The sequence below is a fragment of the Mannheimia pernigra genome (assembly GCF_013377995.1).
Lineage (GTDB): Bacteria > Pseudomonadota > Gammaproteobacteria > Enterobacterales > Pasteurellaceae > Mannheimia > Mannheimia pernigra.
Genome location: NZ_CP055305.1, coordinates 1,419,455 through 1,443,210 on the forward strand (window position 1 = coordinate 1,419,455; position 23,756 = coordinate 1,443,210).

Sequence of the window (23,756 nt, forward strand, 5' to 3'; positions counted from 1 at the left end):
TAAAAAATCCTCTAATCGTTTATATTTAAAAATACAAGCGGTCGGTTTTGCAAAAAATTCTGCAAAACCGACCGCTTGAACGTTTTAATTAGGCAATCTTCTCCAGCTTCGCAGGTATTCCATTTCGTACCGCCGAGCCACAGACCCAGTCTACCCAGGGGGATTTAACGGCTTTGGTGTGGTCGATAATGCCGAGATCGTTCAAATTAATGCCTTTGGCGATCATTGGGTTAGCTTTGACTTCCACACCGTCGATGGTGTAGGCACTTGCCCCGAGCTGTTTGTGACCATAGCCGTGTTCAATCGCAATCGTACCACGGGCGAGTCCATCGAGTACCACGATTTGCACGTTAAGGCTGGCAGTTGGGGTACTGAGTTTGATAAGATCGCCTTGAGTAATGCCATTTTCCTCTGCATCTTGACGGTTCATTGCCACAATACCTTCTGGTTTTATTGAGAGTAGTCGTAGCAGCGGGGCAGTAATACTGCTCATAATGTTCGATTTGAACGAAATAAGCTTGAAGCCCCATTCCGATTGCGGGTAGTGTTGTTCCAGCGTGGAGCCGTCGGCAAAGCGTGGCGGCATATAGCGCGGGCAGCCCCAGTAGTGCTCGCCGTTACTATGATGCTTAGCTTTATAAACCGTTTCGTTCCAAATTTGCAGGCAATTTTTCCACTGGAACGCCATATTATCTTCTTTCCAGGCTGATTCGTGTGGGGCGAAACGTCCGCCCTTGCAGTAAATCGCCGCCACTTTCAACACTTCCTCTGCTTTGAGTGTCTGCTCAATTTTCGGCAAAATACGTTGCACTCCAGTCAGTAATAAATCTTCTTGGCTGGCATCAGGGGCGGGCTTCTCGCCGACAAACGCCACGTTCGCCGCTGCTCGTAAGAAGTAATCTTCGGAGCGGTTGAGCGGATATTTGTTGCCTTCTAAATCGGTAATTGCATTCTCACCAAAGCCTGGCAAGCCCATTTTCTTGGCAACCGCAATCACAAAGGCTTCCATACAGACTGTGTCGCCCTCGGCGGTTTTGGCGTTCGGGGACGGTACAATTGGGTGGCGGGCGGTGCTAGCTCGGGTCGGCACGCCGCCCCACGGCGTTGAAAAGCCCCAACTCTCGAAGTTGTGCGTGTCCGGCACGATGTAGTCTGCAAGGGCAGTCGTTTCATTCATAAAGGCATCAACCGCCACAAAGAGCGGTAAGATTTTCGGGTCTTTCAGCTTCTCCAACGCAATCGGGTTCATCGCCGCCAAGCCATAGACGGGGTTGGTCATATGGCTGATCCACGCTTTGGCAAAGTAGGGATAGCCCTGCACCATCGAGGTAATCATCTCGGTAGTCTGCCCGCCGGTGAAAGGGTACCACGCCCCCTGTGCTGGATACGGATTTTCGCCTTTCGCTACTTTTTGCTTGTATTCGCTTGAATTTTCGTAGGCTTTTTTACTGCGGGCAAGGTTCGTGCCTTTCGGCTTCACTTGGTTCGGGAAGTTCGCCAAATCGTAGCGAGGACCATCGCCAAAATCTTTGAATTTGCCCGCCCCGACCGACATTCCGCCTTTTTTGTTCATATTACCGACCATCGCATTCAGCAACAAAATCGCCCAACTGGTGTAGAAACCGGTGCTGTGCATTGTGCCGCCGTGGGTAATGGCATTGGCTTTGTGACCGTGTGAAGTGAATTTTTTCGCCAAGTTTTCAATCACTTGCACCGGCACACCGCAAATCTCGCTGTATTCTGCCAGCGTTTTTTGTTGGGCGGACTCTTTCAGCAACTGCATTGAGGATTTCACCCGCACTTCCGTGCCGTCCAACAATTTTGCAATTTCATCGACAAAAATGACCGCTTGTAAGCAATCTTTCGCCGCCACCAGCTCGCCGGTTGCCTGATCTTTCACCACAATCGCATTCTCTTCCACTTTATCTTCGGGATCGCGTTGCACCGCTTGCAGATCGGTAATGCGTAACGCCTGCCCGAATTTCGGGTGTTTTTCGTCCGCCACAATCAAATGCGAAGCATTGCAATAGCTGGCGTGGTTGGCTTGGGTCATCGCTGACAGGCTTGGGCGAGAGAGATAGTCGGCGTTGAAACGGTCGTTTTCGATAATCCAACGCAACATCGCCATGACCAAGGCCAAATCGCCCTCGGGCTTAATTGGCACCCAGTTGTTGTTTTGGGTGGCAAGGGTAGAAGTCATCTCCAAACGAGGGGCGACCACCACATAGCTGAAATTGTCGTCCGGACGACGTTTGGCAAGCTGGCGGGCTTGGCGTTTGAACGGATTGCCCGACTGTGCCGGCGACGTGCCGATAAACAGGATAAATTCGGCGTGATCCCAGTCCGGCTTGGCGTGCTGATTGTTGTCGAAATCCTTCATAAACGCCCCCGAACCGTTGCGGTAAGACGCTCCGCAATACGCCCCGTGCTGGGAGAAATTGATCGTGCCGAAACTGCGTTGGGCAAAGCGTTGCAACAACGGTTGACGACCTTCCGGGCCGGCAAAGGTGACTAGCAGTTGGTTGGCTTTCACGCCTAAATCGGGCTGTTTCGGGTTAATTGGATCTTGCAGGTTGCGAATGGCTTTCAAGCCTTCCACCTCGCCCTTGCCGAACAGATTACCGCCATTCACTACCTCTTCCACCAACTGCTCAAAGCTAATCGTCTGCCACTTGCCTTCACCACGCTTGCCGACACGTTTTAACGGTTGAGTAATGCGGTATGGACTATTGATGCTGTCCAAAAACGCCGCCCCACGCGCGCAAGCGGTTGAGCGGTTTTCAATCCCGCTTTCGCCCGCCAGCAACACTTCCGCCTTGGCAATCGGCATACCGAACGGCAGGGTTTTATCGCTCGATAACGGGTGGTACGGGTTGCCCGAAATACGGATAACTTGATTGGTTTTCAAATCGACCCGAGCCCGTACGCCACACTGCGTCCAACAGCCCATACACTGCGTATTGCAGACGATTTGATCAGGATTGCTCAACAGCTTGCCGTCAATCACCTGATATTCCGGTGGCAATGAATTGCCGTGAATGGGATCACGGGTTTTCTCACCCGACGTGCCGTGCATCACCCCTTTGGCAATCTCCGACACCTTCGGCGCATACCCTGCCCCAAACGCCGCCGCCCCACCGAGCGCGAGGCTGCCTTTTAATAAATTCCGCCGTTTGTTATTCATTTTATTCCCCACAAGCAAAGCTAAAATTCAATACAGTCATTGTAAAAACGAGCGGATTAGGTGGATATTGTGGTTTTCCACATATCAAGGGGAAGTTTGATTTGGGTCAAGGGGGAGGGAACAAGCGGTCAAAGTGCGGTGGGGATTTGCGAAGTTTTGAAGGGATTTGACCGCTTATATGTATAAAATACTTAGTTGCTATCTCCTGTTAAGAAGAAGTTTATGGGTACTGGTAACCTATAATGCCTGCAAGCCAGTAATGCAATAGGATAAAACCCGTGTTTAATTGCAGATATATTCTCAAAATTTTCCTTTTGGTTATTAACTTCAAAATTTAGTTGTTCTAGAAATTTCTCAGGTGATGAGACATCAACATTGGGCAATGTGGCTCCATGTATTTCTTCGTTATTATATAGATAATCTTCAGAAATATGATTAAAAAAGAATACTTGAAAGTTACAATGAGGCAATAGCTTTTCCTTAATAGAAGAAATTCTATTTGTACCTAACTCACCCTTTAATTGAGATAAAAATAAAAACAAATATGGATAGAATGCAGATGCACTTGTTAGTTTTTCAAATTTATTTCTATCTCCAGAAAACTCTATAAAATCTATTAAATCTCTATAATTATTTATGGTTGTTATGTGTCGCCTTCTTTGATTAAGGCAAAATGCACAATTATCTATAATTTGATTAAGCCACCCTATCATATTATTGGTATTAATATCCTTAGATGACCTTAGGAAAATCATCGCAATAGAAATATCTATGATTTGGTTATCCATATAAGGGGAATATAAGGAACTGTTATTCACAATAACACCCCAAACCAAGTTTGTTAGATCATAATGCCTATTAGCCAAAAAGTCTTTATGCTCTTCATTAACTCTTTGATATAACCAAGAGTTCCAAATCCCAAGTAAAGAAACTCGGCTTAAAATATCAAATAATTTAAGATTTATATCAACGGAAGATAGTCCTATAGAAGATGATAATAAGTACTTTTCTTGTGATAATGGAATGATGGCTCGCTGTATATATTCTTCTGAAATTCTCATATGTAACATAATCAAAGAAATTAGTTGTTGATAAACAGGGCAATTTCCTCTTATTTTCTTATCACCTATATACTTCTTATATGAATTCCAAGCATGTAATATAACGAACTCTGAAGAAATATAAGCACTTTCAGTGTTATTTTCATTTCTTGCCCATATCCACAAAATAGAAGTATATATGTATATCTGTCTAAAGACGGTTAAGTAATCATCTTTGCTTTTCATTTTTCTGGAAAACAAATGCTTAACTAATTTTTTAAAGTGTAAAATAGATATCTCCGGCTCATCAACCATTGCTAAAGATTTTCTTAATAAACTCTTTATATCATCAGGTGCAATATCCTCTCTTAGGAAATAATCTTGTATGAATCCTGCTAATTTATCTCCGTCCCAAATAGAAAATGATATTTCATTTAATTTTAGATATCTATCCATAAAACCAGTTATCTCATCTTGAATAAGATTGTTACCACCAAAACAAGGGCAAACTACAATTTCTTTTCCCCTGTACTGTACAGGTATTCTTCTCTGAATAAAGACATCAAAGATTTCATTCATTGACTGGCGTAATGATTGATCTGAATTCCCATCCCAAACATTTCTAGTTAAATCCCCACTTTTTATCGAAAACAAATAGATCTTTTCTACTTCATCATTTTCTAGTTTCCCAAAGCAAGCAACATCTACCCCATATTCTCTTCTTCCTCTTATTGGAGACACAAATACATTTGCTCCCATTTGGCTTAATAAATCAGGAAGTATTCTGTCTAATTCATCTCTTTCTTTAAGAGAGCGTAGGTATTCTTTGAGTATTAATTTCATTCTGATATTCCTTCTATTCTAAATAGAAATAATATTTTCTCTGTTTCCACAGGATTTAATAAAGATAATCTAAAGATTTCAAATTCTGTTTTAATTGAAGAAAATGGGGATATATTCCTATTAATATTGCTACCGTTCTTCATATGATGGATAGTTTCGCTCCCGTGTAGAATAGTTATCTTTGTGGCAATTTTAGAAAAAATAGAGTTATTTTCTGATTTTTCATATGCTTGCGTAAAACAAGTATGTTTCTTTATATTATAGATATGTCTATTTTCATTACTTGGTGAGAATTCTTTGGACTCGATTGCAAGATCCAATAATTTATCGTACTCTTCACATCTATAGATTAATTCCTTTAGCTTCTTATTTAGTTTTCCTTTAGTACTCTTTTTAAACTTCCTAAAGTACTCAATAGAACTCATTGGGTAAGCCATAAAAGCAAAATCATAAAGAAGATTTATGATTTCATTCTGAATGTTATCCTCAGATTTATTTAGCAGAGATAAAGTAATAGGTATAGAAGATTTTGAACTATTTGGCAGTAACCAGCCTATGCATTTTTTAGCTAAAAAGTGTAAGTCTGTATTATCAGGTATTAAGCTAAAGTCAAACTCTGTTTCAATTCCTTTATTATAACTTAGAATATCTGAAGCAAATCTATAATAGATGGTCTGATTTTTTAGAAAGCATTTAGTGATGAAATAAGACAAGTCTTTTTCAGAAAGTTGAGAGAGGTGATAATCTAAATATTTCAGTTCGTCAAGAAATATATTTACATTCTTCTCTTCGATAAAAAACTCTACTTCATTGAACAGTGTATCCACACCTTGATTTTCAAGTGTGTCACTTAAATGTAAATATAAGTAATACAAACATTCATCAGTTTGTTGCTGAGAATTCTCATTTAGTAGTTCCAATACCTTTTCTTTCATACTAACCCCAACAACACCCCAACCTTCTTCCGAATTTCCACCAATTCACTCTCTGCAATCTTCCCTTTAAATTCGGCTTGACGAACTCGCCAATCAAGGCTTTTCACTTGGTCGGAAAGCACCACATTTTGTGGTTTGCCGGCAATATGCACTTCAAACGGATAGCCCTTGATTTTGGTGGTTAGCGGGCAACAGATGAGCAAGCTAGTGAGTTGGTTATAGCTTGCTGGGGTGAGAACCACCACTGGACGATGCCCTGCCTGTGGCGTGAAATTCAGCCAAATAATATCGCCGACATCGGGAACATACTCGCTCATAGTTGCTCCTTGCCGATAGGTTCGCCGGTCTCGATTTCTTGATGTAAATTCTCTGCGGTAATACCCGATAAAAGCTGTTCCAAACTATATTCTTGGCGGATGGGTTCAATAATAATTTTGCCGTTTTCTGCCCGAATATCGACTAAATTATCTGCTTGTAATTGCAGTGCGGTAAGAATAGAAGCAGGAATTCGCACCCCCACACTATTCCCCCATTTTTTGATTGCCAATTGCATTGTTTGCTCCTTTTTTATCCGATGTTATACATTGTATAATTTTTTAGTGAATAAAAAAAATGCGGTCAAAATTTGTAAAATTCTGACCACACTTGACCGCTTGTTATTGCACTTTTTATGGGTATAAGCCCAAATACTCGATTAATCTGAGAAGTTTTTGGGGTTATACCCAGAAAATTTGCAAAAATTCCAATGAATTTGACCGCTCGCCCCTAGTTATTGCTTTTTCATTTGTAAAAATGTAAAGGTAACTCACTTTTTCATTTGAAAAAATGTAATCTTCATCATAAGATCAGACGAAAAAATAGATAGAAAACATAATGAAACGAACAATTCTTCACGCATTACACAAGTGGAAAGAGAAACCGAACCGTAAGCCATTGATTATTCAAGGGGCAAGACAGGTAGGAAAAACGTGGGCAATGAAACATTTTGGAGAGCAAGCTTTCACTAAGGTGGCATACATCAATTTTGATAACAATCCCCGAATGAAAGCTCTGTTTTCAGGCGATTACGATGTTCAACGCCTACTTTTGGGCTTGAAAATTGAGAGTGGCGTGGATATTCAGGCGGAAGATACGCTAATTATTTTTGATGAAATTCAAGAAGTGCCACAGGCTCTCTCTTCGCTTAAATATTTTTATGAGAATGCACCACAGTTTTACATTATGTCGGCCGGTTCGTTGCTCGGCGTATCGCTACATCATCAAGTCTCTTTTCCTGTCGGTAAGGTCGATTTCCTGCCTCTCTATCCGATGGATTTTCACGAATTTCTGACCGCACTTGGCAAGCAAGATTTAGTGCAACTATTGGAATTGCAAGATTGGACGCTGATTTCTGCAATGAAAAGCCGTTATATCGATCTGCTCAGGCAATATTATTTTGTCGGTGGAATGCCGGAAGCGGTCAAAACTTTTATTCAAACTCAAAATTTGGACGAAGTTCGCCAAGTGCAACGCAATTTGTTGATGGCGTATGAGCAAGATTTTTCCAAACATATTCAAGACGGACATACGGTGCAACGGGTGCGGGCGTTATGGCATGCAATCCCTGAGCAACTTGCCAAGGAAAACAAAAAATTTGTGTATTCTCTATTGCAAAAAGGGGCGAGAAGTAAGGACTATGAACTTGCTCTGCAATGGCTAAAAGATAGAGGTTTGGTGCATTTAGTCCCTCGTATTAAAAAGCCATATTTACCGCTTTCGGCCTATCAAGATGGTGCATTTAAATTGTTCGGATTAGATGTAGGGTTACTGACAGCACAAACACACCTAGATAAAAGCGTTTTATTGGAAGGCAATCGCCTATTTACCGAATTCAAAGGGGCATTAACCGAACAATATGTACTTCAACAACTAATTGCAAGCCAAGAAAATCCGGTATTTTATTGGGCAACAGAACGAGGAACTGCTGAGGTAGATTTTGTTCTGCAATGCAAGCAGTCTGTTATCCCAATTGAAGTGAAAGCCGAAGAAAATTTGAAGGCGAAAAGTTTGAAAGTTTATGTAGAGCAATTCCAACCTGAAAAAGCAATCCGATTTTCAATGGCGGATTATCGAGAGCAGGACTGGATGATGAATGTGCCGTTGTATGCGGTTAATATCATTAAATAAAAAGGAGCAGAACGATGAATCACCGTGCCTATTATCAATCATCTATTGGCGATTTTTTAAACACGAATACCGATAGTATTTTAGGAATATTGAGTCAAAACCATCTAAATCGTAGCTTAGAAGATTCGCAACGAAATACTTGGAAAAGGCAAATTGAAATTCTAAAACAACAATTAGTTGATGTAAAAGGATACATTTTCTTTGAGTTTTCTATACCAAGAATGGGGAAGCGTGTTGATAATATTATTATCATTGGAAAAACGATCTTTATTGTTGAGTTTAAAATAGGAGCTACAAAATATGAAAAGCAGGATATCAATCAAGTCCTTGATTATGGTTTGGATTTAAGAAATTTTCATCGTTCCAGCCATTCGGCTGATTTAGTGCCTGTATTAGTTGCAGAAAAAGCACCCACTCAAACTTCATTTAATTTTGAAATGGCTCGCAATTTTCAGACAGCGATTATAATTAATGCTTCACAATTAAAAAATATTGTTCAATCTGTATCATCTTCGTCTATTTTAAATGTAACTGATTGGGCTAATGCGCCTTATCATCCAACTCCTACTATTGTTGAAGCTGCACAAGCACTTTATCAAGGACATAGTGTTGATGAAATTACTCGCTCTGATGCAGGAGTACAAAATTTAAGCCTAACTAACCAATGCCTACACGATATTATTGAAGAAAGTAAAAAAGAAAAACATAAAACAATTTGTTTTATTACAGGTGTTCCCGGTGCAGGTAAAACCTTAGTGGGACTGAATGCTGCAACCCAACGAATGAATATAGATGAATCAGAACACGCAGTATTTTTATCTGGTAATGGACCTTTGGTTAAGGTACTACGTGAAGCTCTTATTCGTAACACAGTAAATAATACGCCTAAAACAACCAAAAGAGATATTGCCCCAAAAGTAGAGTCCTTTATTCAGAACATTCATCATTTCCGTGATGAATATTTAAAAGATCAATCTGCACCAATAGAAAAGGTTGTTATTTTTGATGAGGCTCAGAGAGCCTGGGATAAAGAACAAGCAAGTAGTTTTATGAAAAGAAAAAGAGGATTAGATGATTTCAATCAGTCTGAACCTCAATTCTTAATTGATGTTATGAACCGTCATCAAGATTGGTGTGTCATCATTTGTTTAATAGGCGGTGGGCAAGAAATCAATATCGGGGAGGCCGGCTTATCAGAATGGATTCGCGCATTAAAAATACATTTTCCTGATTGGGATATTTATTATTCTCCCTACCTGCTTGAACATTCTGAATATTTAAGTGAATCGCCATTGTCTGAATATTTAGTGCATAAAGGGCAGAAAAGTCCTCAACTGCATTTAGCCATTTCTGTGAGATCATTTCGCTCTGAAAGATTATCTGATTTCATTAATGCTTTATTAAAACGGGATAATGATTTAGCTAAGAAACTATATCAAATTATTCAAAATGATTATCCGATTCTTCTTACTAGAAATCTAGATATTGCAAAGCAGTGGCTAAAAGAACGAGCAAAAGGAAGTGAGCGTTACGGTTTGCTATCTTCATCCGGCGCAAGAAGATTAAAAGCATTTGGGGTAGATTGCAAGAATGAAATTAATGAGTCTGACTGGTTTTTAAATGATAATAATGATGTACGTTCGAATTGTTTTTTGGAAGATATAGCGACGGAATTTAGTGTACAAGGATTAGAGCTTGATTGGACTTGTGTTGCTTGGGATGCTAATTTTTATATTAAAGATAATCGTTGGTGTTTTCAAAACTTCAAAGGGAGTAAATGGCAAAATATCAATCAAGAACAGGCACAAAATTATCTATTAAATGCTTATCGAGTTTTATTAACACGAGCAAGACAAGGTATGATTATTTGGGTTCCTTATGGTAGTAACGAGGATAAAACACGCTTACCTGAATATTACGATTCTATATATCACTATTTAAAAGAAATAGGAATTAAGGAACTTGAATAAGATATTAAATGAGAAATGCTACCTCAATATTAGAGGTAGCATTTCTATGTTTTATTTGTGATATTTAATTAAATTCACCACCTGCCACACCACCACCGTCACTAACACCGCCAACCCAAAAATCCCCACAATCCCTAATCCACCATCAACGGCTAACCAATCAAAGTGGTACGGATTTTGCAGAGCGTTGGTTTTGGCGATGGTTTGGGTTTGGATAACCAATACCCAACGTAGCCACCAGCCGAAGCCGATGAGAGCGACCACGCCGATCCATTGCAAGCGGTGATTTTTGCTCGAAAAACTGCAAACAAGAGCGATGAGCCAGCAGATACCGGTGAGATAAACAGTGATTGAGCCGTTGAAAAGTAAGGCGAAATCACGTTGGGCGGTTTCACTGCTGAATGCTAATCCTGCGATTGAAAGTGCGGTTAAAATTAACAGCGTTTGTAGGGGCTTGCGTTGCACGCCCTGATTTTCCCCAGCGGGCGTATGACATACAGCCCTACTTTTTTCGCTCACAAATTGGGTTAATCCCAACGCCACCGCCCACGCGGAGAACAGCATAATCGGCAGTAGCCACGCACTGTGCCACAAGGCTCTTGTGCCGGTTTGGTAGGTTTCAAGCACGGTGTAGCCGATAATGCCGACTGCGGTAAGCACCGAAAACAGGCGGAATGCCCATAACAAGCCTTGACTGCGTAGGAGTGGAAGGTTGAGCCACGCCAGCCATTTTGGCAGGTTGGGTTGAGCATTATGTGCTAAGGTCAGCACGAAATAACCGGCGACTGCCACACTAAACAACGGCAGGATAATCGCCCCCCACGCCATCGGCGACCACCAGGCAAAATCGGTGTAGAAATGCAGAATTCGGCTTGGCTGGTGCAGGTCGGCAGTCAGAGCCACCGGAGCGACAATTGAGCCGATAAAGGCGACCAGCACCGCCGACTGTTCGCAAGCGGTCGGTTTCTGGGCTTTTTTTGCAAACAGCACCGCCGTAAATACCGCCGTTGCCGCCACACCGACAAAGAAGAAATAATTGACAATCCACGGCAACCAAACAATATGTTGCGGTTCGACTAATACTTCACGAATCATGTTACGCCTCCCCTGTCCAAAGCATCGGCTGACCATCGACTTTGCTCACAAACGCCTCGTCCAGCCCTAAATAAAAGACGTGCGGCACCGTGCCGGATTCCGGTTTCAGCACTTTCAACTCGTCTTTATGTTGTTGATAAAGTTGAGAAATTTGGCTTTTCGGATCGTTCAAATCGCCAATCACCCTCGCTCCGCCCACGCAACTTTCTACGCACGCTGGGAGCAAACCTGCCTCCAAACGGTGCGAGCAGAAGGTACATTTGTCGGCGGTTTTGCTCTCTTCATTGATAAAACGGGCATCGTACGGACACGCCTGCACGCAGTAACCGCAACCGATACACTGCTCGTTGTTGATCACCACAATCCCGTCTTTGCGTTGGAAGGTCGCCTGCACCGGACAGACCGGCACGCACGGTGGTTGGTCGCAGTGGTTACACAGGCGAGGCAACACCACATTATTCGCCACCTGCTGACCGTTGGTGATTTCATACTGACGCACCGTGGTGCGGAAGCTGTGCAGCGGTGTGGCGTTCTCCACTGAACAGCTCACCGTACAAGCCTGACAGCCGATACATTTGCGTAAATCGATCAACATTCCGTAGCGTTTCGTCCCGTCGCCCTCACGGCGATCAGGCATAAACGCCTTCGCCTGAGCCAACGGCATCGCAGCCGCCCCCACGGTTAAGGCGGACTTCAAAAATAATCGTTTTGTAATATCCATACGTCCCCACAATCATAAAAAAATCAACGAGGGTATTGTAGAAACGGGCAGATTGGGTGGGTATTGTGGTTTTCCACATATCAGGGGGAAGTTTGATTTGGGTCAAGGGGGAAAAGAATAAGCGGGCTATGGTAGGGGATTTTTTTAAATGATAATTTTATTTATAAAAATAATTCACTATGAAGTCACAGAGTTATTCACTCTGTAACCCAAAAATCTCCATTTTTACTACAATAGGGATTTTACCCAGATAAAATGGTATTTCTGATAATACTTTTCAAGAAATATTCCACTCCTACACTAATAAACTTCTCATAAAGAAGATTAAATAGTAAGTATAGTATTCTTGATTTTATACTATACCCACTAAATTATAGAGATAATAATATTTTATTTATCTAATAAATTTTTATTTATAATAACTGGAATTTCTATGTTTTTAGGGGATTTAAATTGTTCGCACATCATTGAACAATTTATTAAGAACTCTCCTTCCTGTAATGGAGAAATGTATAGTTTATGTGGTAATCTGATTTCTCTAGTATGCAAAAGATCTGTGATTTTTATAGAAACTGAATTCCCTTCAACCCATAATTTTTTATAACCATTATTATTTAATAAATAAGAATTAGATAAACGACTTAAGCTCTGAAAATTACTAGACTTGGTATCTAAAAATAGATTGCCAAGATCTTTATAAGGACGCATTAAATTTGAATAATGATTAATGTTTTTCATAAAAGGGTTTATGCTTTCCATATATTTTTTACGAGCATTAAAAATAGGATTTATTGGAATTTCTAACTTAGGCTCTTTAATTTCTTCCAAAAATTCCTCTGTAAAAACTCGTACTTCTTTTGGAAATTCAAGATCTATATAAATTTCAGTAGCTTTAATGATGCCTATATTTGCTATTGATATTTCTAATAAAGATGAGTGATTTGTAATTAACTCATACTCTAATTTATTTTTATTAAATTTATCAATATCTTCTATGCTAGGAATCTTAGAATTAAATTCTTCTATTTCTTCATCTTTAATAAATGGCAATAGTTTTTCATCAATCTCATCTTTTTTGATCTTTTGATACTGCATTTTTTTTATCAATCCATCTACTATTTCAGGATAAATTAAAGATATTTTATATTCGTTATTCAATAGAATTTCTAATTCGGGAAGTTCATTATTTTTTCTATAACGATCTAGCTCTGAACGTAATTCACTATTTTCTCTACTCAATCTAGCTAGTTCATTAGCCATTTCTGGAGAGGCTGCTTGATCTCCTCGAATCCAGCCAATAGAAGGATTATGGTGAAAAGCCTTAAATAAGGCAGTTTGCATTTTAGCTACTAAATCATCTGAATCATCCCAAAATTGACACATTTTAGTTTTAGCTTTTTCAATAAACTTTTCTAATTTAGCAGTTAGTTCAGGATCTTGTTCTCTTTCGGTTGGTAATGTCGCTATATTTCTATTCCTAATAAATGCAAGAACAGGAATATTTTTATTCACAGCATAGTCATATTCCCTTTCTGTATAACTAATACCTGATACTGGCTCAATACTGCCGTATCTATGCCCTATAATCACTACATAATAATCACTATTATCGATAGTTCTTTGAATAATACTCCATTGCTGTTCATTCGCAGCACTAAACATTTCCATTCCAGCAGGAAATTGTTCCAATGAAAGAATACTATTAATAACCTTATTTCTCGTTTCAACTAAATCCATATATGTTGAACTAACAAAAATTTGATGTTTTTTATTATTCATATAAACGACCTTAACACATTTTAGGTGTGGTTTGTTTGTTTTTTATACTAAAATAACAGTTGGTATAAATATTGTTCATAGTTTAAAACTATAGTTTTCTCTGAAATCTTTATATTCTTTATAGTTTTAGCTGTAAGAATTTTAGAGGCGTCTCGCTGCTTAATCATATATTTTAGATCATCAAAAGTAAAAGGCTTCATCTAACCTTCGGCATCTAGTACAATAACAAGTACTAGGTTACACATAGCCGAGCAGCTCTTATATAACAAAATTCCCAATTTTTGTGCATATTTCTACTGAATTTTCACACTCAACCTATTACTATAACCATATTGATTAACCTAACTACCCAAAATGAAACGCCTACTTCTCTTCCTCCTATTCCTCTCCCACACCGTTTGGGCAGAAACCTACCAAATCGGTATTCTCGCCCAGCGTGGGGAAGCCTATACACGCACTCACTGGCAACCTTGGGTGGATTGGTTGAACGGGCAGTTTCCGAATGAGCAGTTTGAGCTTGTGCCATTGGGCTTGGGCGAGGCGAACAGTCGGGCGGAGTTGGATTTTTTGCTGACTAACCAAGCCCAGTTTTTCTATTTAAGTCGGCAGAATGTCCGTTGGTTGGCGACGCTCAACAGCCCTCATTCGGCGGACGGCGGCTCGGTCGGCAGTAGCATTTGGGTGCGTGCCGACAGCCCTTATCAACGCCTGACCGATCTGAAAGGCAAAACCCTGAGTGCGGTGGATAACGATGCGTTCGGCGGTTTCCTGCTCGGCTACTACGAATTTCATCGGCAAGGAATGCAACAAAACCGAGATTTTGACGTGCAGTTTTCTGGCTTTCCGGTGGATAACACCTTGTTTTTATTGGCAGAAAATCAGGTTGAAGCGGCGATTGCCCCCATCTGTTTAATGGAAGATCTGGCGAAAGAGGGCAAGATCAAGAGGTCGGATTTCCGCTTAATTTTGCAAAATCCGCAGGCTCGGGGCTGTGAAGCCAGTACCGAGCTGTTGCCAAACTGGTCGTTGGCGGCGATGCCGAATGTGCCGAACGCCCTTGTCGCCCAAATTTCGACCGCACTTTTGGCGAGCCAATCGCCCGATTTGCCTCGTTGGACACCGCCGTTTTCCTCGTTCCAAGCTGACCTGATTTTGCGTGAGCTGTATCGCCACCCGCAGCAAAAAAGCCTGTGGGACACGGTGCTGGACTGGGTTCGCCTCAACCAATTCGGGCTGCTGGCGGTCGCTGCCTTTATCCTGTTCAACCTCGCCGCCCTTCGCTATCAGGTCTATCGCAAAAGCAAGGCGTTGCGTGCCGCTCACCGCAAAATGCAGCAATATCAGCAGGAACTGGCAACCGCTGACCGTCTGACGCTTTTAGGTGAGATGAGCACGGGCTTCGCCCACGAGCTGAAACAGCCGCTGTCGGCGATTCGAATGTACGCCGAGGGCTTGAAAAATCAGACCAACGACAGCTATCAGAGGCTGATTTTGGACAAGCTTATCGCCCAAGTGGATCGCTCGACCAACACGATGCAGGCGATTCGGGATTGGGCGAAAAAACGCCCGAGCGGCGAGCCGCAAGCGGTAGTTTTGAACGAATTAATTGCAAAAGTGGTGGAATTTGTCAGCGTAGAAAACCGCCAAAATGCGACAATTCATCTCTTTTCTGACAACACTTTTTCGCTTAATATAAATTCCACGGTGCTGGAGCAAGTAATAACCAATTGCTTGCTCAATGCCTTACAAGCTGGGGCAACGGCAATTGAAATCTGCCTACAAACGGTCGAAAATGAGTTAAAAATTACCATTGAAGATGATGCGGGCGGCTTCTCTCAAAGCCAACTCGACTTCCCCTTCGTCCCCTTCCGCACCGACAAACCGCACGGCTTAGGACTAGGCTTAGTCCTCTGCCAACGCCTAATGCAAACTCTCGGTGGTGGAATTGAGTTGGCGAATGGGGAGCAAGGGGCGAGGGTGACGCTGTCTATTCCTCACACGTAGGGTGGGGATCCTTGCCCACCGCTAACGAACGAATCACTATCGCAACGGAGGGCAGGGATGCCCACCCTACGGAGACAAAATGATAATACATATTTTAGATGACGATGAAGCCCTGCTTGACGCAATGGCTTTCCTACTTTCCCCACTCAATCTGCCCATCAAAACGTGGCAAAACAGCGTGGAGTTTATCGAGCAGGCAGATTTACACCAACTTGGTGTGGTATTGCTCGATATTCGTATGCCGTTGTTAGACGGTCAGCAGGTGCATCAAAAACTGCGAGAAGCCCAATCCACCTTGGCGGTAGTAATTATGACCGCCCACGGTGATGTGCCGATGGCGGTGCGTGAGCTGAAAAATGGGGCGGTGGACTTTCTGCAAAAACCAGCGACCTTTGACCAGCTCAAACAGGCAATCACCCAAGCGGAGAAAATTAGCCAACAAGCGGTTAAAATTCACGAAATTCGGCAAAATTATGTCAAACTCACCGAAAAAGAGCAAAATCTCGCACCGCTGATTATGCAAGGTTTTACCAACAAACAGATCGCCGATAAACTGGCGGTTTCCGTACGAACGGTAGAAGTTCATCGGGCGAATGTAATGGTAAAAATGCAGGCGGAAAGCTTGGCTGGATTGGTCCAGAAAATTAGTGATTTGCAAAAAATATAGGAAATTTAACCGCTAGCCTATTTTTGAATATGAGTAATATGATGTCTGATCTTCTATAAATAAATCTTGTAATGGCAAAGATATTCTCCTTTTATTGGGTTTGGTTGTAAAAACTTTATAGTATCTACAACTTAATTTGATTTTTAGCTGTATGTTCTCAATAATTAAGATAAAGAGCTTTTTCTACTATAGATATACCTTGCTTATATCTTTGCATAAAATGTTTATATCCTTCATTTACTGTTTTATCTGGCTGTATAAGATTAAGCTGAGTGGTATTGAATATCTTTTTATCTAGATAATCTTCCAAATTACAGCCATCAGAAACTTCTAGAAAGTTCGCCAGTAATGCAATTCCCCAAGCTCCGCCATTTGAGGCCGTACTTGCTGTAGCTAATGGAATACCTAATGCAGAGGCTAGAATTTTTTGAGCAACTCCTTCTGTTTTAAAAATTCCACCATGTCCTAAAATTCGAGATATCTCCACTTTTTCTTGGTTAATGAGAATATCCATTCCTAATTTCATTGCACCAAAGGCAGTATAGAGGTGTACTTTCATAAAATTGGCTAGATTAAATCGGGCTTTGGTGGGGTGTAAAAACATAGGGCAACCTTCGGATAGCCCAACATTATGTTCTCCAGAGTGGAAACCATAAGCGAGAAGTCCTCCACAATCAGCTTCACCTTGTAATGCTTGTAGGAAGAGTGTTTCATAAAGTTCTTCAGTACATACATTAACACCGAAGGTATCTAGACATTCACGGAATAGATTTACCCAAGCATTGATGTCAGAGGTGCAATTATTGGCGTGAGCCATTGCGACTAATTTACCTGTTGGGGTCGTGACAATATCTAGTTCTGAATAGACTTTGGAAAGGGCTTTTTCTAGAACTATCATAGCAAATGCAGAAGTGCCGGCTGATATATTTCCTGTTTTCTCTTTGATGCAATTAGTAGCGATCATTCCTGTGCCAGCATCTCCCTCTGGAGGGCAGAGTGGAATGCCAGCATTTAATGCTCCACTAGGGTCAAGTAATTTTGCGCCTTTTTTAGTTAATTTACCCGCTTGTTCGCCAGCAACCAAAACTTTGGGTAATATAGATTCTAATCTCCAAGGCATTCCGAATTTAGTAATAGCTTCATCAAATTGTGTCAGCATTTGTTGGTTGTAGGAATTTGATTTAATATCAATAGGAAACATTCCTGAAGCATCACCTACGCCAAGTACTTTATGATCGGTTAGTTGCCAATGTATGTAGCCAGATAAAGTTGTTAGATAATCAATATTTGCTAAATGTGGCTCTTGGTTTAAAAGTGCTTGATATAAATGAGCAATGCTCCATCTTTGTGGTATCGGATACTGAAATAGCTCTGTAAGCTGTTCGGATGCATCTCTAGTAATGTTATTTCGCCAAGTTCTAAAAGGAACAAGCTGGTTTCCTTGTTTATCAAATGGTAAATAGCCGTGCATCATTGCACTAATTCCAAGAGCTTTGGCGCTACGAATAACGGTATGATATTTTTCTTTAACCGTTTTATTCAAATCAGCGTAAGCTGCTTGGAGTCTTTCCCATATTTCTGTTTGGTGGTAAGTCCAAATACCCTCAATGAGGTGATTTTCCCAATCAACACCACCTGTAGCAAGTATTGTTCCATCTGTACTGATTAGTACTGCTTTTATACGAGTTGAGCCTAACTCAATCCCAATAACGACCCTCCCTAGTTCAATAAGTTGTTTTTCATTTTGCATATATGACCACCTTAATGTTTTAATTGGAATAGATGATTTTTTTGTAAGAAGATGAACACTAGTAGCAAGCTGCCCCATAAAATCATCGTAATATAACTACTGACACTGAGCATATTTAAGCCACTTTCAATCACTTGCAATAAAACAAGAGCTAGCATAATGCCAACCAGTTTCCCTTTCCCACCATCAGGATTAATGCCACCTAATACTGATGCCAAAATAGAAATGAGTAGGTAAGAATTGCCATAAGAAGCTTTAGCTGAATTTAGTTTTGACATCATCAAAATTGCCGCAAATATACAGAGAATAGATGAGATGATATAAACCCAAATCAGTACTTTTTTCGTGTTAATGCCGGAATAATAAGTTGCTTTTTCATTATTGCCAATAAAGTAAACTGCTTTTCCCATTGATGTTTTTTCCAGGAAGAACCATACCAACCCTGCCAGTAAGAGAAAAAGTAAGATTGGTGTTGGAATACCTAGAATGGCTGATGCATTAATATTCAAAATACTTTCTGGAAAATTGGCTATTGTTGAACCATTTGTTACTAAAATGTTGATGCCATTAAGTAAGGTCATTGTACCTAATGTGGCTAAAATAGGGGAAACGCGAATAACCGCAATTAAAGTGCCATTTAGCAGACCAATAGCTAATGCACATAAGAGACTTAATATGATAGAAATAAATAGCCAAGAAATTCCTGTATATTGAGTAATAAAGTAGGCAATAATTAATGAACAGGCATTCATACTAGCGATGATTGAAAGATTGATTCCACCTGTTAGCATAGGTAATGCCATTGCTAAGGTTAAAATACCTAATACAGGAATTTGTGATGCCATAGATTGAAAATTATCGACAGACCAAAATATATCCGGAATAAGGATACTAAATACGATAACAGCAAGTGCAAACAGAGCCAGTAGATAAAAAATAGTATGATCAATTTTGTTTTTCATCGTTATACTCCTTGTTTTTTAAGTTGGCCTAATGCGGTGGTGCTAATACTTAAAATAATAATGATGCCAGTGATAATAGTTTGCCAATAGGAAGACACACCCATTAAATTTAATCCGTTCTGAATAATTGCCAATAACATTACCCCCATAACCGTACCAAATAGTGTCCCTCTTCCCCCTGATAAACTTGCTCCACCTAAAACAACCGAGGCAAGTACGGTTAATTCATATCCTAGTAAAGAATCTGGTGCAACAGATTGTACTGTGTAAGATTGAACAATACCTGCAATCCCAGCCATGAATCCCATATAGCCATAAGCAAAAAGGTGTAAGGATAATAGATTAAAACCAATACGAGACGTTGAGTCTTGGCTGCCTCCAAGTGCATAGATTTTACGCCCGATAGTTAATTTATTTGTAATCAACCCAGTAAGGATAACAGCAAAGATTGCCATTATTGCTTGGAAGGATAAACCGAATTCAAACCCATCTAAGGTAGTTTGTTTAAAGAAAATAATTTCTTGTGTAAACCATGCAGGATAGTCATATAACCAGACGCCTTTGGTGAAATAAAGTAGTCCCCCGTAAAAAATATTTAAGGTTGATATCGTGATAATAATTGAAGGTACATTAAGGCGATTAACAAAAGTTGCATTTATAAAGCCCAATAAAATTCCGATAGTAGATGAAACTATAAATACACCCAAGAAACCGATATCATATTTTCCTATCATAGTAACCATAATATATTGTGAGATGATCGTGATTGCAGGAAATGAAATATCAATTCCACCGGAAAGTAAAACGATAAATAAACCACAAGCTAAAATCATTAACATAGAATAGTTGTTGATGACATCATAAACATTTTCAATCGTTGCAAAATCACTTGTAAATAAGCTCAACAGAACAATTAAAAAGAGGATAGTCCCAGATAGAATATGATTATTACTGATTTTCATAAATAGCCTCCGAAATTGATTTTTCTGTAGCATGCATTGGTAAGAACTCATTAACTATTTTGCCCTTTTTCATTACGAGAATTCGATGGCTGTTATAGTATGCTTCTTCTATCTCATCGGTTACAAAAATTACCGCAATTCCTTGTTTGGCTAATGATTTAATAATTTGGAAAATACCGTCTTTATTGGCAATATCTACGCCAATAGTCGGTGAATCTAAGATAATAATTTGGGGATCAATGGCTAACCATTTTGCAATTGAAACACGTTGTGCATTACCACCAGAAAGTGTATTAACGGGCAACTCGGAATCGGTAACTTTAATTTTCAATGACTCAATTAAAGTTTGGCTATAGTTATATGCTTTTGGTGATTTAATAATATGCAATTTATCTGTGATTTTGTGGAAAATAGTTGAAATAATATTGTGATGAATAGATTCTGCCATAATCAGTCCAGTATTCATCCTATCTTCAGAAACATAAGCAATCCCTTTTCTAATAGCATCGCGGTTAGTGTTGAATACAACTTTTTCGCCATTTAATAATATGTCACCAGATTGAGGTTTGGTGATGCCGAATAAGCTAAGGCATAATTCAGTTCGACCTGAACCGAGTAATCCTGTTAAGGCGATAATTTCCCCTTCTCTTAGAGAAAAATTAATCTCCTCATATTGACGAGGTAAGGAGAGATCCCTGACTTCTAAAACTGTATTATTTTGCGAAAAATTGGGTAAATCTAACCGCTTGAGATCGATTTCTAATCCAGTCATTAAAAAACCTAAGCGTTTTTCATCCATTTCACTAATAGGATATTGCCCCACCATATTCCCATTCTTCAACACTAAGACACTATCAGAAACGCTCATTACTTCTTGCAATTTGTGACTGACAAAAATAATGCTAATTCCTTTACTTTTTAGTTTGATTACTACATTTAATAGATCGCCAACTTCTTTTGCTGTCAGTGAAGCTGTTGGTTCATCCATAATTAATAAGCGAGCGTTTTGTGCTAAGGCTCTGCAAATAGCAACTAATTGTTGCTGAGCAATTGGTAAATCTTCTAAAGTTGCATTTAGGTCTAGATCTGCATTGATACTTTGAGCTGCATCTGAAGCCACTTGATAAATTTTTGCTTGGCTGACCCAACCAAATTGGCGATGTGAGTTGATAGCAATATTTTCTGCTACTGTTAAATTTGGAAAAAGTGCGAGATCTTGATAGATAACCTGTATGCCTTTTTCAATAGATTCTTGTGGAGTAAGCTTAGTATATTTAGTTGCTCCAATTCGGATGTCAGCACCTTTATCAGGTTGATAAACACCAGAAAGAATTTTAATTAAGGTTGATTTACCACAACCGTTTTGGCCGGCAAGGCAGATTGCTTCGCCATAGTCTAAAGAAAGATTAACTTGGTTTAATGCCTTTACACCATGGAAGGTCTTACTGATATTTTGCATAGAAATAAATGCCATAATTGCCTCCTAGAGAAATATGGGTTCATAAAGAACCCATATTGTAAGTAGAATTATTAGTAGAGGTTATCGATATTTTCTTTGGTTACTTTTAACACATTATGGAATTGGAGTAATTTTTTCTCGCTATCTACTTTCGCTTTACCTACATTTGGAATTTCTAAACCATCTTCGATTTTTTCACCTTTAAGTGCTTTTGCGGCTACTGCTGCTAAGGCATAACCCGCATTTGCAGGATCGTAGGTGATACCCATTGTGATATCGCCACTCTTAATTAAATTAGCTGCTTGCGATGGAATCATCATACCAAAAACATGTAATTTATTTTTCAAACGTTTTTCTTTGACTGCTAGGCCAGCACCAATCGGACCTTGTGAACCGAAAGAAACTACAGCTTTTAAGCCTGAATGAGCTTTAACTAGGTCAATTGTGGTTCGGCGGGCATCATTAATATTTTCTGCAACTGGCATTCTGCTAGTGACTTCAAACATATCTGGATAATGTTCTTTTTGGTATTTAACAAATAAATCTGCCCAAAGGTTATGTTGAGGCACGGTTAAACCACCTACATAAATCACATATCCTCCTTTTCCACCCATTGATTTTGCTACTTCTTCTACATAATCGGCAGCAAATTGAGCGTTATCGATAATTTCAATATCCCAATTGGCACTTGGCTGACCAACAGATTCGTTAGTTAAAATGATAATGCCGTTTTGTTTTGCTTTTTTAAGTACAGGTTCTAACGCATTCGCATCATTCGGTACAATAGAAATCGCACGAACTTTTTTTGCAATTAAGTCCTCAATCAATTTCACTTGTTGAGGAGCATCAGTGTTAGATGGTCCAACTTGGTAAGCATTGATATTATTATCTTTACCTGCTTGAACAACGCCTTCTGCCATACGATTGAACCAAGGCATGCCATCAATTTTAGAAATGTTAACAATATCATTAGCAAATGCAGAGCCATAGCAAGTTAATGCAAATAATCCTGAAAATAATGCGTGTTTTAATGTCAATTTTTTCATCATTCTTCCCTCATTAAATAAGAAGTCATCAGGTTTTAATATTGGCTGAAATAACAGAGCAGCCAATCTTTAATAGAACCAGAGCTATTAAAGTGGGGTTATATTATGGGGTTAGCATTGAGAATAATAGGTAAATTTTTGTTGTTGATATGGAATATTCTGCTACATACACAAATTTGAGAGCGAGATCACATTTCGCTTTCTTTTCGTCTTTCGATTGTTCGAAATTCTGTAGGAGAAAGCCCTGTATGTTTTTTAAATATTTTTGAAAAATAGAGAGCATCCTCATATCCTAAGGATTTAGCAATATTTAATATTGACATATTTGAGAAATAAAGTAGTTTTTTAGACTCAGAGATTCGTTGCAGTTCTCGCCATTGAACTAAACTCACACCAAGAAATTGCTTAAATAAATGAGATAAGCGTGATGAAGATAGAAAGACTTTTTCTGCTATCATTTCTACACTATCATTAGCCGATAAGTTGGATAAAATAGTATCGCAAACGGCTAATATTCGCTGATCAATAGTTGGAATAATAGCTATTTTTTCTGCGGAAATACATTTCATCAGCAAGTATTCTAGTAACGTTGTGGCAACATCTTCCTTGAAAAAATATCCAGATTTTAATTCCATATCAACTTTGGAAAAAAGCTGGCTGATTTCTTGAAAATATCGGTGATTGTTGATTTTAATTTGACCTATATCAGCTTCTTTGTCAGACCAGTTTAGCCACTTATTTAGCTTAGGGTTTGGCATAAAATATATCCATTTATAGTGCCAAGATTGACAGTCTAAATGGCGATAATAGTACTGGATAGTACCAGGGTAGAAGAGTAACAATTGTCCTCGTTGAGTAGTAAATGTTTTGTTACCGTCAAAGACAGCTCCTTGTCCAAATGTTGTGAGCTGTAACATATATCCACTCATTCCTTGTGGTTTATCTACAGCAAAATCAAGATAATTGCCTTTTTCACATTGGGTAATTCCAGCAATTAATTCTAAATCAAAAGGATTACTAGGAGAGAGCAAAGATAGATTTTTATACATATTAGTCAATTATTATTTATTGTAATGAAAATCCTATTTTATATAGATAAGTGAGTATATTTGCAAAAAACTTTACAAAACGCACCGCTTGTATTTTATCCATTCCCATTTCTTTTACATTCAG

The 23,756-nt window shown here is 39.6% G+C and carries 18 protein-coding genes; 4 read left to right on the forward strand and 14 right to left on the reverse strand.

Going from position 1 to position 23,756, the window contains the following annotated elements; translation table 11 throughout:
- Nucleotides 1-88: 88 nt before the first annotated feature.
- The 5 genes from HV560_RS06870 to HV560_RS06890 form a co-directional block, all read right to left on the reverse strand.
- Nucleotides 89-3,184, reverse strand: a complete 3,096-nt coding sequence (locus HV560_RS06870; protein ID WP_176812488.1) for a tetrathionate reductase subunit A — start codon at nucleotides 3,182-3,184, stop codon at nucleotides 89-91.
- Nucleotides 3,185-3,375: 191 nt separating this feature from the next.
- The gene (locus HV560_RS06875) at nucleotides 3,376-5,067 is read right to left on the reverse strand and encodes a hypothetical protein (RefSeq protein ID WP_176812489.1); all 1,692 of its coding nucleotides are present in this window, start codon (nucleotides 5,065-5,067) and stop codon (nucleotides 3,376-3,378) included.
- The gene (locus tag HV560_RS06880) at nucleotides 5,064-6,002 is read right to left on the reverse strand and encodes a hypothetical protein (protein WP_176812490.1); all 939 of its coding nucleotides are present in this window, start codon (nucleotides 6,000-6,002) and stop codon (nucleotides 5,064-5,066) included. The genes HV560_RS06875 and HV560_RS06880 overlap by 4 nt, the downstream gene beginning before the upstream one ends.
- Nucleotides 5,999-6,319 (reverse strand): endoribonuclease MazF, encoded by a 321-nt coding sequence (mazF, locus tag HV560_RS06885; RefSeq protein WP_176812491.1) that lies wholly within the window; start codon nucleotides 6,317-6,319, stop codon nucleotides 5,999-6,001. Before mazF ends, HV560_RS06880 begins: the two co-directional genes overlap by 4 nt.
- A complete protein-coding gene (locus HV560_RS06890) occupies nucleotides 6,316-6,555 on the reverse strand; it encodes an AbrB/MazE/SpoVT family DNA-binding domain-containing protein (protein WP_176812492.1) in 240 nt (79 codons plus the stop codon). Before HV560_RS06890 ends, mazF begins: the two co-directional genes overlap by 4 nt.
- Nucleotides 6,556-6,875: 320 nt before the next feature.
- Here HV560_RS06890 and HV560_RS06895 point away from each other — a divergent pair, with 320 nt between their 5' ends.
- The gene (locus HV560_RS06895; protein ID WP_176812493.1) at nucleotides 6,876-8,168 is read left to right on the forward strand and encodes an ATP-binding protein; all 1,293 of its coding nucleotides are present in this window, start codon (nucleotides 6,876-6,878) and stop codon (nucleotides 8,166-8,168) included.
- Between the two features lie 14 nt (nucleotides 8,169-8,182).
- Nucleotides 8,183-10,138, forward strand: a complete 1,956-nt coding sequence (locus tag HV560_RS06900) for a DUF2075 domain-containing protein (RefSeq protein ID WP_176812494.1) — start codon at nucleotides 8,183-8,185, stop codon at nucleotides 10,136-10,138.
- 51 nt (nucleotides 10,139-10,189) lie between these two features.
- Here HV560_RS06900 and nrfD read toward each other — a convergent pair whose 3' ends face one another.
- The 3 genes from nrfD to HV560_RS06915 form a co-directional block, all read right to left on the reverse strand.
- Entirely contained in the window at nucleotides 10,190-11,233 is a 1,044-nt protein-coding gene (gene nrfD, locus HV560_RS06905) for an NrfD/PsrC family molybdoenzyme membrane anchor subunit (protein WP_176812495.1), read from the reverse strand.
- Nucleotide 11,234: 1 nt separating this feature from the next.
- On the reverse strand, nucleotides 11,235-11,954 hold the full coding sequence (gene ttrB, locus HV560_RS06910; protein WP_176812496.1) for a tetrathionate reductase subunit TtrB: 720 nt from the start codon (nucleotides 11,952-11,954) through the stop codon (nucleotides 11,235-11,237).
- Between the two features lie 390 nt (nucleotides 11,955-12,344).
- Nucleotides 12,345-13,733, reverse strand: coding sequence for a DUF4062 domain-containing protein (locus HV560_RS06915; RefSeq protein ID WP_176812497.1), 1,389 nt, complete (start codon nucleotides 13,731-13,733; stop codon nucleotides 12,345-12,347).
- A 354-nt stretch (nucleotides 13,734-14,087) separates the two neighbouring features.
- On the opposite strand from HV560_RS06915, the gene HV560_RS06920 reads away from it, so the two are divergent.
- Entirely contained in the window at nucleotides 14,088-15,737 is a 1,650-nt protein-coding gene (locus tag HV560_RS06920; RefSeq protein ID WP_176812498.1) for a sensor histidine kinase, read from the forward strand.
- A gap of 79 nt (nucleotides 15,738-15,816) precedes the next feature.
- On the forward strand, nucleotides 15,817-16,404 hold the full coding sequence (locus HV560_RS06925; protein WP_176812499.1) for a response regulator: 588 nt from the start codon (nucleotides 15,817-15,819) through the stop codon (nucleotides 16,402-16,404).
- Between the two features lie 157 nt (nucleotides 16,405-16,561).
- Here HV560_RS06925 and HV560_RS06930 read toward each other — a convergent pair whose 3' ends face one another.
- The 6 genes from HV560_RS06930 to araC all read right to left on the reverse strand — a co-directional run bounded on the left by HV560_RS06930 (nucleotide 16,562) and on the right by araC (nucleotide 23,632).
- Nucleotides 16,562-18,154 (reverse strand): xylulokinase, encoded by a 1,593-nt coding sequence (locus tag HV560_RS06930; protein WP_176812500.1) that lies wholly within the window; start codon nucleotides 18,152-18,154, stop codon nucleotides 16,562-16,564.
- 11 nt (nucleotides 18,155-18,165) lie between these two features.
- Nucleotides 18,166-19,116 (reverse strand): ABC transporter permease, encoded by a 951-nt coding sequence (locus HV560_RS06935; RefSeq protein WP_176812501.1) that lies wholly within the window; start codon nucleotides 19,114-19,116, stop codon nucleotides 18,166-18,168.
- A 2-nt stretch (nucleotides 19,117-19,118) separates the two neighbouring features.
- Entirely contained in the window at nucleotides 19,119-20,078 is a 960-nt protein-coding gene (locus HV560_RS06940; RefSeq protein ID WP_159629698.1) for an ABC transporter permease, read from the reverse strand.
- Entirely contained in the window at nucleotides 20,065-21,552 is a 1,488-nt protein-coding gene (locus tag HV560_RS06945; RefSeq protein WP_159629700.1) for a sugar ABC transporter ATP-binding protein, read from the reverse strand. Before HV560_RS06945 ends, HV560_RS06940 begins: the two co-directional genes overlap by 14 nt.
- Nucleotides 21,553-21,608: 56 nt before the next feature.
- Complete coding sequence (locus tag HV560_RS06950; protein WP_176812846.1) at nucleotides 21,609-22,583, reverse strand: substrate-binding domain-containing protein; 975 nt, start codon at nucleotides 22,581-22,583, stop codon at nucleotides 21,609-21,611.
- 188 nt (nucleotides 22,584-22,771) lie between these two features.
- Entirely contained in the window at nucleotides 22,772-23,632 is an 861-nt protein-coding gene (araC, locus tag HV560_RS06955; RefSeq protein WP_176812502.1) for an arabinose operon transcriptional regulator AraC, read from the reverse strand.
- Nucleotides 23,633-23,756: the final 124 nt, after the last annotated feature.

Coding starts and splice junctions, on each gene's coding strand:
- HV560_RS06890 (WP_176812492.1), bottom strand. CDS start 6,555: ATGCAATTGGCAATCAAAAAATGGGGGAATAGTGTGGGGGTGCGAATT.
- HV560_RS06875 (WP_176812489.1), bottom strand. CDS start 5,067: ATGAAATTAATACTCAAAGAATACCTACGCTCTCTTAAAGAAAGAGAT.
- HV560_RS06930 (WP_176812500.1), bottom strand. CDS start 18,154: ATGCAAAATGAAAAACAACTTATTGAACTAGGGAGGGTCGTTATTGGG.
- HV560_RS06870 (WP_176812488.1), bottom strand. CDS start 3,184: ATGAATAACAAACGGCGGAATTTATTAAAAGGCAGCCTCGCGCTCGGT.
- mazF (WP_176812491.1), bottom strand. CDS start 6,319: ATGAGCGAGTATGTTCCCGATGTCGGCGATATTATTTGGCTGAATTTC.
- HV560_RS06915 (WP_176812497.1), bottom strand. CDS start 13,733: ATGAATAATAAAAAACATCAAATTTTTGTTAGTTCAACATATATGGAT.
- HV560_RS06945 (WP_159629700.1), bottom strand. CDS start 21,552: ATGGCATTTATTTCTATGCAAAATATCAGTAAGACCTTCCATGGTGTA.
- HV560_RS06920 (WP_176812498.1), top strand. CDS start 14,088: ATGAAACGCCTACTTCTCTTCCTCCTATTCCTCTCCCACACCGTTTGG.
- HV560_RS06900 (WP_176812494.1), top strand. CDS start 8,183: ATGAATCACCGTGCCTATTATCAATCATCTATTGGCGATTTTTTAAAC.
- HV560_RS06880 (WP_176812490.1), bottom strand. CDS start 6,002: ATGAAAGAAAAGGTATTGGAACTACTAAATGAGAATTCTCAGCAACAA.
- HV560_RS06940 (WP_159629698.1), bottom strand. CDS start 20,078: ATGAAAATCAGTAATAATCATATTCTATCTGGGACTATCCTCTTTTTA.
- HV560_RS06950 (WP_176812846.1), bottom strand. CDS start 22,583: ATGAAAAAATTGACATTAAAACACGCATTATTTTCAGGATTATTTGCA.
- araC (WP_176812502.1), bottom strand. CDS start 23,632: ATGTATAAAAATCTATCTTTGCTCTCTCCTAGTAATCCTTTTGATTTA.
- HV560_RS06925 (WP_176812499.1), top strand. CDS start 15,817: ATGATAATACATATTTTAGATGACGATGAAGCCCTGCTTGACGCAATG.
- HV560_RS06935 (WP_176812501.1), bottom strand. CDS start 19,116: ATGAAAAACAAAATTGATCATACTATTTTTTATCTACTGGCTCTGTTT.
- HV560_RS06895 (WP_176812493.1), top strand. CDS start 6,876: ATGAAACGAACAATTCTTCACGCATTACACAAGTGGAAAGAGAAACCG.
- nrfD (WP_176812495.1), bottom strand. CDS start 11,233: ATGATTCGTGAAGTATTAGTCGAACCGCAACATATTGTTTGGTTGCCG.
- ttrB (WP_176812496.1), bottom strand. CDS start 11,954: ATGGATATTACAAAACGATTATTTTTGAAGTCCGCCTTAACCGTGGGG.